The organism is Conexibacter sp. S30A1, assembly GCF_023330665.1.
In the GTDB taxonomy this organism is placed as follows: domain Bacteria; phylum Actinomycetota; class Thermoleophilia; order Solirubrobacterales; family Solirubrobacteraceae; genus Palsa-465.
The window spans coordinates 2,687,000-2,699,442 of the sequence record NZ_CP097127.1; the positions used below are offsets into that span (position 1 = coordinate 2,687,000).

General features: G+C 62.0%; 11 protein-coding genes and 1 pseudogene. 11 read left to right on the forward strand and 1 reads right to left on the reverse strand.

What is annotated here, in order from left to right:
• Positions 1-114: 114 nt before the first annotated feature.
• The 11 genes and pseudogenes from M3M54_RS12915 to M3M54_RS12960 all read left to right on the forward strand — a co-directional run bounded on the left by M3M54_RS12915 (position 115) and on the right by M3M54_RS12960 (position 11,266).
• Positions 115-1,464 carry an MmgE/PrpD family protein gene (locus M3M54_RS12915; protein WP_256465851.1) on the forward strand — a complete coding sequence of 450 codons (1,350 nt, stop codon included), beginning with the start codon at positions 115-117 and terminating at the stop codon, positions 1,462-1,464.
• A gap of 1 nt (position 1,465) precedes the next feature.
• Positions 1,466-1,666, forward strand: a pseudogene (locus tag M3M54_RS17025) (helix-turn-helix domain-containing protein); the annotation flags it as partial.
• Positions 1,667-1,750: 84 nt separating this feature from the next.
• Entirely contained in the window at positions 1,751-2,323 is a 573-nt protein-coding gene (locus tag M3M54_RS12920) for an IclR family transcriptional regulator (RefSeq protein WP_249019456.1), read from the forward strand.
• Between the two features lie 243 nt (positions 2,324-2,566).
• Positions 2,567-3,796 (forward strand): ABC transporter substrate-binding protein, encoded by a 1,230-nt coding sequence (locus tag M3M54_RS12925; protein ID WP_249019457.1) that lies wholly within the window; start codon positions 2,567-2,569, stop codon positions 3,794-3,796.
• A 171-nt stretch (positions 3,797-3,967) separates the two neighbouring features.
• Complete coding sequence (locus M3M54_RS12930; RefSeq protein ID WP_249019458.1) at positions 3,968-5,014, forward strand: LLM class flavin-dependent oxidoreductase; 1,047 nt, start codon at positions 3,968-3,970, stop codon at positions 5,012-5,014.
• A gap of 94 nt (positions 5,015-5,108) precedes the next feature.
• On the forward strand, positions 5,109-5,975 hold the full coding sequence (locus M3M54_RS12935; protein ID WP_249019459.1) for a branched-chain amino acid ABC transporter permease: 867 nt from the start codon (positions 5,109-5,111) through the stop codon (positions 5,973-5,975).
• Positions 5,976-5,981: 6 nt separating this feature from the next.
• On the forward strand, positions 5,982-6,896 hold the full coding sequence (locus tag M3M54_RS12940) for a branched-chain amino acid ABC transporter permease (protein ID WP_249019460.1): 915 nt from the start codon (positions 5,982-5,984) through the stop codon (positions 6,894-6,896).
• A gap of 52 nt (positions 6,897-6,948) precedes the next feature.
• A complete protein-coding gene (locus tag M3M54_RS12945) occupies positions 6,949-7,662 on the forward strand; it encodes an ABC transporter ATP-binding protein (RefSeq protein ID WP_249021780.1) in 714 nt (237 codons plus the stop codon).
• Positions 7,659-8,375, forward strand: a complete 717-nt coding sequence (locus M3M54_RS12950) for an ABC transporter ATP-binding protein (RefSeq protein ID WP_249019461.1) — start codon at positions 7,659-7,661, stop codon at positions 8,373-8,375. The genes M3M54_RS12945 and M3M54_RS12950 overlap by 4 nt, the downstream gene beginning before the upstream one ends.
• A 356-nt stretch (positions 8,376-8,731) precedes the next feature.
• Entirely contained in the window at positions 8,732-10,168 is a 1,437-nt protein-coding gene (locus tag M3M54_RS12955) for an MmgE/PrpD family protein (protein ID WP_249019462.1), read from the forward strand.
• Between the two features lie 273 nt (positions 10,169-10,441).
• Positions 10,442-11,266 carry an IclR family transcriptional regulator gene (locus M3M54_RS12960; RefSeq protein ID WP_249019463.1) on the forward strand — a complete coding sequence of 275 codons (825 nt, stop codon included), beginning with the start codon at positions 10,442-10,444 and terminating at the stop codon, positions 11,264-11,266.
• Here the strand turns inward: M3M54_RS12960 and M3M54_RS12965 are convergent.
• On the reverse strand, positions 11,222-11,929 hold the full coding sequence (locus tag M3M54_RS12965; protein ID WP_249019464.1) for a hypothetical protein: 708 nt from the start codon (positions 11,927-11,929) through the stop codon (positions 11,222-11,224). The genes M3M54_RS12960 and M3M54_RS12965 overlap by 45 nt on opposite strands.
• Positions 11,930-12,443: the final 514 nt, after the last annotated feature.

The following is a 12,443-nucleotide window of genomic DNA, read 5'->3' on the forward strand; positions in this document are numbered from 1 at the left end:
CGACGCACGCTCTGGCGGTCGGAGGTTCAACCTTGGGCACCGAGGGCGCGCGCGGGGAGTGAGCACGTGACCAGTCCTGCGGCCAAAGAAGAAGCTGGCGTGGATGCCGCCGCGGTGTTTGCGAGCCTGACGGCCGGAGATCTCGACGGATTACTTTCAGCCTCGGCCGTTAGAGCAGCCCGTCTTGATCTGCTAGACACGCTGGGCTGCGCGGTGGCTGGACAGTCTGCCCTGGGCGTCCCCGAGGCTCGCAGACTGCTAATCGGCCAAGGCGGGACCCCCGAGGCCGGGGTTTGGGGTAGTGGCTGCCGGCTTCCAGCTGCCCAAGCTGCCTTCGTCAACGCGATGAGCGCGCATGCGCTGGACTACGATGACATACACCCGGGCGTGACCCATACCGGCGTCACCGTAATCCCTGCGGCGCTGGCTACGGCGGAGGCGGCGACAAACGTGAGTGTCGCATCGCTGTTGGAGGCGATCGTTTTAGGCAGTGAGGTCGCTGACCGCATCGCCCTAAGTGTGCTTGACGGCCCTGGTGTCACCGGTTGGCTGCTGACTCCGCTGGCCGGAGTTTTCGGCTCTGCGGCTGCGGCAGCTCGCCTGTACGGACTGTCAGCAGATGGGATTCGCCACGCACTGGGCTTCGCGTACGTGCAGGCAAGCGGCAATGGCCAGTCAACACTCGACGGCGCTCTCGCTAAGCGCATGCAACCAGGATTTGCGGCACGCGGGGGCGTGTTCGCGGCGCAGCTTGCTCGGCAGGGGCTGACCGCGCCGCTTGACAGCCTTGAGGGAAGGCGCGGGTTCTTTGCCGTGTACCACAACGGTCGGTACGACCGCGCACTTCTACATCACGGCCATCCAGGCGGATGGCTGATCGAGGCCGCGACCTTTAAGCCGTATCCGTGCTGTGGCTGGACGCATACTGCCCTTGAGTGTGGACTCCACCTGAGGTCGCAAGTTGTCTCGCTAGAGAACGTGAGGTCCGTCCGCATTCTCGTCAACGCTCAGGCATACAACAGCACCGGGACGCCGACCGACCGTCGCTACAAGCCGAAGACAGCGGTAGATGGCCAATTCAGCATTCCCTATGTCTTTGCCGTTGCGATGGCGAACGGCGAGGTTCAAATCGCAGACTTCGACCCCAGCGCGCTCGCGCGCGGCGATGTCCTTGCCCTCGCAGGCAAAGTGCACGTCGCCGTGGATCGCGAGCTAGTCGGCGATGCCGCAAGAGGGCTGAGCCCTGCGTCGGCGACAGTCGTGTTGGACGACGGCCAGATGCTGAAAGCGCAGATCACTCATCCTTGCGGCGTTAGCCCGCCACTGGACCAGAACTCCATCGAGAAGAAGTTCAGGGGTTGCTGCCTACACGCCGGACTTTCAGACGGATTCGCCGACGCGGTTATCGAACTCGTCCTGGGCGACGGCGGCAGCGCAACCACACTCGCCGACCTTCTGACTTGACATGCGTCTACCTAACGCTGAAACCCTTGAACCCCGGCCGGAGCCTCGGTATCTAGTCGAGAGCCTGGCTCGCGGGCTCAGCGTACTAGCCGCGTTCGAGCCTGGCACCCGCGACCTATCGCTGGCGGAGATAGCAGAAGTCAGTGGCATAAGCACCGCAAGCGCGTTTCGGCTCCTGCACACCTTAACACAGCTCGGATACGTGCTGCGGGATCTAGAGACGAAGCGATATCGCCTAGGACCGGCTGTCCTGAGTCTCGGTATGGCCTCCCTCTCATCGATGACGTTGGTTGATCTCGTCGACCCATACCTGCAAAGTCTGCGCGACGAAACTGACGAGAACGTCAAATGCGCGGTCGTTCATGGAACCGAGCTCGTCTATGTAGCGCACTACCGGTCGAAGTCACGCCCTTCGCGGACGGCGTACATTGGCACGAAGATTGCGGCACACACCACGTCGAGCGGCCGCGCCTTCTACGCGCGGCTGCCGCACGACGTAGCGGAACGCCTAATCGAACAGAGTCCGCGTCCGCGGCTTACCCCCCGGACGTTGACCGCCACCGGCAGGATAATGGCCGAGGTCAGCCGCGCGCGAGAACTTGGATACGCGGTCAACGATCAGGGTCTCAGCATGGAGCACCGCTCTGTTGCTGCCGCCTTAGTCAACCATAATGGCTATCCAGTCGGCGCGATCAACATCGCCGTCTGGGCGAGCCTAGTCAGCCGCGCGGAAATGGAGGAGCGCTATGCCCCGAAGGTGGTCTCGACCGCCGCGCAGATCTCGATGCTCCTTCCCGACCAGCTAGAAGGGTTTCTTGAGTCGGGGGAGCTGCTGAACTTGCTTCCCCCAGCGCGGTGATTCTGTATGCGTCTTCCGTGCCCTCAGGGTTCGCCTCACGTCGCGAGGAGGCTTATGGTTCCATAGCGCGCTTTCGTTCCTCACCGATGCGTATGACGCCTGACGGCTTCCTACGCAGCATATCGGCCGGCAGCACTGCTGCCAACGTCGTCACCTAGCCGTGGGAGCGTCCGCAGATTCGCTTGCAAGAGCTGTCACGCCTAGGACCACAGCCAGCCTAGCTGGCATGAGAGGAGAACTGAAATGAGAGGGATCATTCCGCACGGAGCTAAGCTCGGCACCGCAACAGCGGGCCTTGCGGCCGTGCTGGCAGTGGCCGTGCTACTAATTGTCAGCCCATGGGGGACAGCGAGCGGCGCCCGCACAAAGGCCGTCGCCTCGACTGCCCGAGGCGGCACCAATTACGGCGTTGCGACAATCATACCGCTGTCCGGCGCCGGTGCGCCGTACGGAAAGCTGTTTCAGCAGGCTTTCAACTTGGCGTTCACCAACATCAACAAGGACCACATCTTCAACGGTAAGCTCATCAACTACTACTACGATTCCCAAGCGCTTCCGGCGCCAGCAGTGTCAGCAGCCCAGCAGGCAATCTCCATCCACCACATCTCTGCCATCCAGATTGGCTTCACGGCACCCGTAACCGCAGTTGAGCCTCTCGCGACGCGAGATCATGTACTCGAGATCAACGTCGGTGCCAGCGGCTCAAACCTGTACGGCTTGTCACATTACCTGCTGTCGACCGTGCCCCTTGGTAATCAACAGGTTGACTTGTTCGCACCATGGGTGATTAAACACGAGCACCTGACGCGCTGGGTGGTGGTGTACACAAGTGAACCGCTCGGCGACGGACTCAAGGCCGCTCTGGACCAAGTCGTGCCGAAGTCTCGTGGGAAGGTTGTCGCAAACCTATCTGTTAGTCCTACCGCATCGGACTACACCTCCCTCGTGACGCAGATCAAGAGTGCTATCGGGTCGCATCAAAGCAGCACAATGGTGTATCTTGCGGTCAGCGGCCAGGTCTCCGGCAACATGCAGGAGATAATCAATGCCCTTGTCGCACAAGGCGTACATGTCAAGTATGGGGGCTTCGCTGACTCGGTTACCCCGGCTTTGCAGTCAGATCCGAACGCCACGACGTATCAGTACACGAATCCGACTGTCAACCTGTCGACAGGAGATCGAAGCTTGACTAGGCAGTTCCTGCACACGTGGAAGACGACGTATCGCAAGGCAGCGTTTAATCCCGGAACCGTCGATCAGTACGACAGCACGCTGCTGATCGCCGATGGGATTCATCGTCTCCAGGCACAGCACAAGGCTGTCAACGGCACGACTCTCATCGCTGCGCTGCAATCGATGGGCAAGATCCCCGTCGTAGGTGGTGTATGGACCCTATCCCGCAAGGGTACGGTGAACGTCCCTGAGAGTATCAACGAGTTGACGAAGACCGGTAGCAAGGTGCTTGCACGCTAACACAGTAAGCAGCCGTAGGCTGTCGGCCCAGCGGACGCCAGCTGGGCCGACAGCCCGCCGGCTGGCGTGCGCGCGTGGAGAGTGGTTCCATGAACAACGATCACAGTGAGTGCGGGTTCGACGAGTGCGGCCAAGTAATAGAGCCCTGAAGGGAAGAGCGGAGGCTCAGCGATGACTATTAATAGCGGCAGGCCCAGGATCGGCTTTCGCCCGGCCGTCTGGGCGTCGGCGGAACGCAACCCGTTCGTCACGCAGCTTGGCCTAGCGGCCAAAGCTGAAGCAGCGGGCATCGACGGGATCTTTTTTGGTGACCGTATGCTCGCGAGTGTGGGAGTTGATGAGAAGGCGGTATATCAGTCGAGTCACACGGAAGTAACGGTAACGCTAGCGGCTATGGCCGCGCGGACGGAGCGTATAAAGATTGCGCCACTCGTTCTCGTCGTTCCGTTTCGACATCCCGTCCAGCTCGCAAAGATCACAGCGTCGCTGGATCTGCTGTCGAACGGACGCCTGATGCTGCCAGTGGGTGGGGGGTGGAACGATCATGAGTTCGAGACGCTTGGTCTGCGGCGGGCGGAGACACTGCGGCGAATGGAGGAGTGCGTTGAGATCATGCGCGCCCTCTGGCGTGGCGAGACACTTGACTACGCGGGTGAGTACTACACACTTGAAGACGTGGCGATAGCGCCCCTTCCAGCTACTCCGGGCGGTCCGCCGGTGTGGCTCGGATCGTTTTCGCCGCATTCGCTCGACATCTGGCGCGGCGAACCGTTCACCTCCAAGACCAAGCGCGCGCTAGCACGGGTGGGGCGCATGGCTGACGTGTGGGTGCCGATGCTGTACGACGCGGCGCAACGGGGACGAATCCGTCGAGAGACGCTGCAAGCAGCGTGGGAGCAGGTAGAGACGGAAGCTGGTGCGGCCGGCCGCGATGGATCGGTGACGTTTGCGTGCTCACATTGGTTCTACTGTGTTGAGAATCGTCAGGATGAGGTGGGTCTCGCTGATGCGATGGGGGCGTTCTTTGACGGGTCGTTGGAGGACGCGCGAAAGACCTATCTGATCGGAAGTGCGGACGAGATCGTCGAGACGCTGCACGGACTGCTACCAACCGGGCTAAGGCCAGCTTGGTTCATCATGACGAGCCTTGGGCCCTCCGAGCGACAGCTTGAGTACCTCGTCAGCGAAATCGCGCCCCGGCTGAGGGCGATGACCTGATGGTCGGATGTGAAACGATCTGCGCGCAGGCGAACGTGGCGATCGACATGCGCGCAAGTCTCTGCGGTTCGGTAACAACGAAAGGTTGGGCCGGATGGCGACTCTATTGAGCCTTGCAGTAGGCGGTTTGGCGGATGGCGCTCTCTACGCGTTGATAGCGATTGGGTTCGCGCTGGTGTTCGGCATGACTGGCATCTTCCACGTAGCCGAGGGGGGCGTGTTCTTGGTGAGCGCGTACACGTATTACGAACTTGCCGTGGAGGCAGGCGTCCCAGTCGTCATCGCGATCATCGCCGCGGCTGCCGGCGCCCTGATCGCAGGAGCCGCGATTTACCTCCTCGTGTACCAGAGGATGCTGAAAGGCAACCGGAGCTTCTTCTCCATCTTCCTTGCGTCGTTCGGTACGCTGGTGGTACTCCAGAATGGCCTTGTTTTGGCGTTCGGCGCGTCACCTGTGGCTTTCCCTGGAACGCTACTACAGGGCTTCAGCGTCGCCGGGGTCGAGATCACCTGGGCCGACGTCGTAGCCATCGCTGCCGCGGTCGCGACAACCGCAACGATGGCATGGTTCCTGCGAATGACGCTCACTGGTGTGCGACTCCGAGCGCTCGCTGAGAACCCGCAACTGACCAGTGAGTGCGGGATTCCGTCGTCGAAGTATCGGATACTGGCGTACGCGCTTGGGTGCGTCTTAGTAGTGCCCGGGGCGATCATACTCGGCTACACGCAGGGCATTGAGCCGAGCGATGCACCGACTATCGTGACGATCGCGATCGTCGCCAGCATCGGCGGCGGTGTCGGTAGTCTCGTGGGAAGCGGGCTGACGGCCCTGGGGTTCGGCTTCATAGCGAGCGTCGCCGTTTACTGGCTACCTGGGTCGTGGTCGGAGGCGGTCGCATACATGGCGTTCTTCGTGTTGATCCTCGTTAGGCCCAGCGGCCTGTTCGAGCGGGCGAGGTGAGCCACCGTGGCATATGTTGAAAGCATGATCGTTCTAGGGGCGACGAACGTCATCCTGGCAATCGCCTTGGACCTTCTGATCGGTGTCGCTGGCTTGTTCTCGGCCGCGTCCGGTGTCTTCTATGGCATCGGGGCGTATGCCGCCGCAATCGTATGGGCCCACGTTACGTCGAACCTGCTAGCTGCGGTGGTGGTGGCGTTCGTAGTCGGCTGCCTGGTTGCCGTGCCGTTCATCGTTCCCGCATTGCGCGCACGAGTAGAGGTCACGTTCGTAGTCGCTTCGTTGGCCTTTGGTGAGATCCTTACGCAGGTGTTTCAGAGTTGGAACGGCGTCACCGGCGGCAACGAGGGGCTGCTTGGGTTTCCCTTGCCGACGCTCTTTGGGCTGACGCTGTCACCGGGACTGTCATTAGTGGTTGTAGGAATATGCCTCATGCTCGTGGTTGCTGGCGTCAAGGAGGCAGCGTCCAGGTCCTCCTGGGGACTGGATCTCCGCGCAGTACGCAACGACGACAGCGCGGCACGGTCTCTCGGTGTTCGCGCGACTCGTATCCGGATCCAGGTGGCGATCCTTGCCTGCGGGCTGACCGCGCTGGCGGGCGTGCTCTACGCCGCCGAGATCGGATACGTCGACCCTTCCGGATTTGGCACCTCCGAGTCGGAGTTGATCGCAGCGATGGTGGTCCTCGGCGGCCTCGCGTCGTTCCTAGGGCCGATCGTCGGCGCCATCGCCCTGACGGCTATTCCCGCGGGGCTCACATTTGCGCCGATAAGCTCTGCTCTGTTAGGGCCGATTGAGCAAGGCGCATACGGGCTGCTGATTGTTTTGGTCATCCTTTTCCGCCCGGAGGGCATCGTAGGCGGGTTCACGCGGATCACTATGCGGTTCCGCCCGACTGACACACAGAGGCAGGCTCCGTAAAGTGCCACGAGACACCGCCTACCCAGCTGCCTTAACGCTGAAACACGTGAGTATGGCATTCGGCGGCGTCAAGGTGCTCCACAACGTGACCACGAGTGTCGAAGGGCCCGGTATTGTGGCACTGGTAGGTCCGAACGGCGCCGGCAAGACGACACTGTTCAATATCGTCACGGGAGCGCTAAAGCCGGGTAGTGGCAGTGTGCAAGCGTTCGGGATCGAGCTGACAGCGCTATCGGCCGAGGAAATTGCCGACCTCGGCGTGTTCAGGACCTTTCAGGACGTCCGTCTCTTCCGTGACCTTTCCGTCCGAGAGAACATCTGCGTCGGCCTCCGGCGAGCTCTTCGCCGACGTGACACGCTGGCGAAAGTCGACGAAGTTATGGAGCACTTCCAGCTTGCGGATCAGGCAGATTGCCTCGCAAGGGACCTGTCTTACGGCGCCAGCAAGCTCCTTAGCGTTGCCAGGACCGTCATTCACGAGCCGAAGCTGCTCTTGCTGGACGAGCCGGCGTCGGGGATGGACGCACAGTCATATGAGTGTCTGACTCGTGCCGTGCAGGACCTGGAAGACATTCCAATGGTGATCGTGGAGCACAACTTGGACGTGGTCCGGGGACTCGCCTCGCGAGTAATCTTCCTCGACGGGGGCGAGATTCTGGCCGACGGCTCGACTGCCGAGATCCTGGCTCGCGAAGATCTCGCCTCTATCTACTTTGGCCGTGCTGCAGGAGCACGCAGAGGGACTCAAAGCGAGGCAGATGGATGAGCGCCAGAGCTAGCAACGGTGGTCTTTCCCTTAAGGTAAGGGCGGCAGGATACGACTCCCGATCTGTTCTGGAGGACGTCGAGATACAGGCACGACCGTCGGAGGTAGTGTCGATTCTCGGTCACAACGGAGCCGGCAAGACCACGATCCTCAGAGCCCTGTACGGTTTGCTGCCGCGCTTCAGCGGTGAAGTCCAGCTTGCTGATCGGATTATCCGGGCGCCGAACCCAGCAGTGATGCTTGGCGCGGGAGTGGCCTACGTGCCGACTCCCCCGAACGTGTTCGGCGACATCACGGTTCGAGAGAATTTACTGTTGGGCATGGCTCGCCACCCGCGGGGTGAGCGAGCCGAACGGCTTGAAGCCGTCTGTGAGCTGTTTCCTGCACTCAGGGACCGGATGCGGGCTAAGTGCTCGAACCTCTCTGGGGGGCAGCGCCAGATGGTGGCGATTTCGCGCGCGCTGCTCTCTGATCCGTCCGTGCTGTTGCTGGACGAGCCCTCGATCGGGCTCGCGCCCGTATTGGTCGAAGAGATGATGGACCACATCCGCGCGTTCGTCAGCCGCGGTATAAGTGTCATGCTTGTTGAACAGAGCATCGGCGTCGCCCTCGATATGAGCGATTACATCTACGTCATCAAGGAGGGAAGTGTGTGTCTTGAGCGACCTTCGTCGGAATTCCCATCAGACGAAGAGCTCTGGACCTACTTCTGAGCGCTCGGTAAACCGCGAGCGGTCTGCCCATGCGGAGGTACCCATCGATAGTGCGAGCGGTGCGCTCCACAAGGGCCATGGTTCAGCGAGCTGAGTTCAGGCAGGCAAGCAGTGGGGAGCACCGAGTAGTAGATGAACGCCAAGAGGGAGCGGAGCGCGGCCTGGTCGGCTGGTAAGGACCCGCGGATCTACGCTCGTTGTGCCGGCCTGCGACCGGTCGCGGCGAAAAAAATTACGTCGTGACACGATTGGCGGGGCGACCCGAGGTCCCGGGGATGTCGGCTATCTTCCCGTCAGCCGGGACGAACCGACCAGGAAGCGATCTGCAAGCCCTAGATAAGATACGGAGTGAGTGTATGTCAGTGGCTCGAGAGCTGGCTGAGTTCCTAGCGAGCATTTCGATTGACGACCTGCCGGATGACACGGTTGAACATGCAGCAATGGTCGTCGCCAGTACAGTCGCAAGCGCGGCCGCTGGCATCACCATCCCGTCGGCCCAGGTGATTAGAGATCTTGCTCGTGAGCGCAGCGGACGGCCAGACGCATCCTTGTGGTTCGACGCCGGGGCGAAGCTCTCGGTGCCCGAGGTTGCGCAGGCGAACGCTGTCGCAAGTTCCGCGGCAGCTTCTGACGACAGCGATCTGCGGAACATCGTCCATGCGGGGGGGTTGCTGACTGCGATCGCACTAGCCGCCGGCGAACGGACGCAGGCGGATGGTAACGGTGTGCTCGCCGCGATTGTATGTGGCTACGAGGCAGCGGGACGCATCGGAGAAGCGATGACCCCCGGTGTCCAGGAACACGGGTTCCATGGCACGATTGGCTTCGGACGCGGCTTCCATGGATGTGTCGCCGCTGTGTTTGGGGCAACCGTGGCGGCGGGTCGGTTGTTCGGGCTTGATCCAGAGCAACTCACCCAGGCAATTGCACTGTCGGCGACATCCATTGGGGGCCTCATGGTTGCTGCCAAGACCAGCACGGCTCGCGAATATCACGACGGAATCGCCGCACTGATTGCGCTGCAGGCGACGTGCGCAGCCGCGCGTGGCTACGTTGCCGAGGAGTCGGTTCTCGAGGCCCCACAAGGCTTCTTCGAACTTTTCGGCGGCGTCCCAGGAGCGCTCGGGGGCGCGGTCGCCACAGCAGACTTGGGCGCTAGCTGGGACATCTCAACTGACATGGCGATTAAGCTTCTCCCCGGCGGACACCCGTATCACGCGTTTGGCAGGGCCGCAGCCGCCGCGGTTGCTGACAGCGGGATTACTCCAGAAGAAATCGAGAGCATCATCCTGTCCAGTCCAGGAATGGAACGAATCGCAGGTCCGCTTCATCCGAAGAATCTGGTGGAGATGGCTCATAGTCCGGCCTATTTCGCCGCGGCAGGTGCAGCGGACGCAGACTTTTCTTGGATTCATGCGAGGGCCGACAAGTGGCAGGACCCCGTCATCAATAGCCTTATCGACAAGGTAGCTGCCGGTCCCGAGCCGCCAGTCGGTTCGCCGCCATATCGTCACGGAGGGACGGTGACGCTGCGGACTTACGACGGTCGCGTGGCTACGCACACGGTGTATCAGGCTCCGGGCTCCGCAGCCTGCGGCTTAGGCTGGAGCGAAGTCGATGCTAAATACCGGGCTTTGGTACCAACTTCCGGAGTATCTGAGGAAAGGATGGACATCAGCCTAGAAATGATTCATGACTTGGTGCGATTGCCCGCGGTAACGGCTTTGACCGCCATGCTGAGAGTCGACCAACGACCAAACAGTAACGGTAGGGCAGCGATGCAGGTGCCGTGAGCGATGACTTGACACCACCGCGTGACACCCCGGTCATGGTTGACCGCCGCAGGTCATTCAGGCCGGACGCTCCTCGCTGGCTCATGCGTGATCGTCAGCCAAGTACCCTTCCCAGGGTCGTTTTGGTACTGTCGGCGTTAGCGTGACCGCAGGAGTGCCGAAAAGAGCCAGGGTCACGGGGCAAACCAAGACGGCCTCGACGAACACCACCATGCCTCTATCCTAAGCTGCGGCTGGGGCGTCTGATCAGAGTTGAGAAGTGAGGTGAGGACCGTGACGGAAGCCGAACCGGCGACTGAGTTGCATCCGAGCAGCGAAGCGTACTTCATCCAGAGTCTCGCACGCGGGCTGCGGGTTCTGGAAGCGTTTGAGTCTGGTCGTCATGAACTCTCGCAGTCCGAAGTGGCAGCAGCCGCCGGCGTCACGGTTCCTAGTGCGCTTCGTATCGGCTACACCCTCCAGTCGCTAGGCTACTTGACTCGCAACCCGGCTACTCGCGGTTACAGGCTTGGGCCAAAGGTGTTGGCGCTAGGGCGTGCGACCCTCGCGTCGATGCCACTGCCTAGGATCGCCGATCCGCTGCTCCGCGACCTCCGGGACGCAACCGGCGAGACGGTGAAGATGGCTGTCCTGCAAGGCACCGAGATGGTGTACATCGTGCGTTACCCGTCGACCATGCATCCGACAACGTCCGTTCACGTTGGGTCTCGCCTTGAGGCATGCGCGACGTCAACGGGCCGAGCGATCCTCGCCAAGCTCCCGCCGAAGCGCGCAAGGGAAATAGTAGAGCACAGCCGGCGCGTCGGTCATACCGCTCGCACTCAAACGGATGTGGAAGCTGTCATGCGGGACATCGATAGAGCCCGCGCCGACGGGTTTGCCATTAACGACCAGGGCACGTCGATGGAGCACCGTTCCGTGGGAGCCGCAGTCTTGGACGCAAGCGGAGAGCCAATCGCGGCGATTAACATCTCTGTGTCTGTCAGCCGCGTCACCGTGGTGGAGATGCGTACGCGGCTCGCGCCGCTGGTGGTGGCGACGAGCGAGGACATATCAAGCCTGCTGTTGAGTGCGGAGCGGGAGAGCGGTAGATGCTAAAGGATGCAGCTTGTCTGCAGTGACGGCATGCCGCTCGGCGACGACGTTGTTGGCGTAGCGTAGGTCGTGGTCGCGGTGGCGTTCGTGGGCGAGGTGGTAGGTCCAGTAGGCGTCAAAGGCTCCGTTGCTGGTCAGCGCCCGGAGTTTGAGGATGGCCTCGGGACCGTCAAGGCCGCAGCGGGCGCCGGTGATGTCCATCCGGTCCTTGACCAGATGGCGGCAGGCGCCTTTGATGATTCCGGTGCCGATCGGCCACCCGTTGGTCAGGGCGGTGGGGTGGTCGAGGTGGCGTTTCTTGTTGAGCAGGTAGCCGGCGGCGCGATCGGCGTTGAGGCGTTTCTCGGGAGTGCGGTTGCGTTTGGTCGCGGCTGGGCGGATCGCGGCGGCGACGATCCCGGCTTTGCCGTCAAGGACGGCGAGCGCTTTGTCGTGCACCCATTGTTCTGCGGCGGGGTTGCCCTCTTTGTGAAAGCACAAGGCGGCTGACCACAAATATTCCAGGACGCCCAAGAAGTCGATGACGACAGCGACCGTGAGCTTGCGCTGCCTGGCCTCGGCGGTGATCCGGGTGATCTGGTGAGCGTTACCGTCGACCAACGCGATCCACGTCTGCCGGTGGCAGGGGTCGCGACGTTCGGCCTGCTCGGAGATCTGGCCGATCACGGTCGCGGGGTCCTGGATGACGCTGGCGCACAACCACTTGCGTCTCGCGCGAGGGGCCGGCAGCGTCTCCTCTGCCGTAGGGGCGAGCACGTCGCCTGGCGTGCGCGGCGCCGGGGCGATGTCATAGACAGCGCCGACTTCCGCGATCCGCTTGCGATTGGCCTTCTCGCCCTGGATAGCCGCGCTTTTAGTTTCGGGGATGGGCGCTGCGCCGCGCGGGCGGTCGCGTCCCTGAGCGCGTCCGCGCGCATCACGATCCCTTTCCCATCGGCAGAGAGCACCAGCACATCGTTCTCCTCGGGCGGCCGGTCGCTGACAGTCTGTTCGGCATAGCAGGCGTCGAAGTCGACCGCGGCACGGACGGCGAGCTGTTCAACTTGACGCTTGCCGAGCTGCAGGCCCGTCCGGTCTCGCAGCTGGCTGGTCGCATGCTCAAAGCAGCCCGCCGCCGCCTCCACAGCACCCTTGGCATGATGACCCCAGAAGAGTTCGAGACTACCCACTGCCAAGCTCA

Excerpts from the sequence above, each read along its gene's own strand:
- M3M54_RS12925 (WP_249019457.1), top strand. The coding sequence starts at position 2,567 with ATGAGAGGGATCATTCCGCACGGAGCTAAGCTCGGCACCGCAACAGCG.
- M3M54_RS12930 (WP_249019458.1), top strand. The coding sequence starts at position 3,968 with ATGACTATTAATAGCGGCAGGCCCAGGATCGGCTTTCGCCCGGCCGTC.
- M3M54_RS12935 (WP_249019459.1), top strand. The coding sequence starts at position 5,109 with ATGGCGACTCTATTGAGCCTTGCAGTAGGCGGTTTGGCGGATGGCGCT.
- M3M54_RS12945 (WP_249021780.1), top strand. The coding sequence starts at position 6,949 with ATGGCATTCGGCGGCGTCAAGGTGCTCCACAACGTGACCACGAGTGTC.
- M3M54_RS12950 (WP_249019461.1), top strand. The coding sequence starts at position 7,659 with ATGAGCGCCAGAGCTAGCAACGGTGGTCTTTCCCTTAAGGTAAGGGCG.
- M3M54_RS12955 (WP_249019462.1), top strand. The coding sequence starts at position 8,732 with ATGTCAGTGGCTCGAGAGCTGGCTGAGTTCCTAGCGAGCATTTCGATT.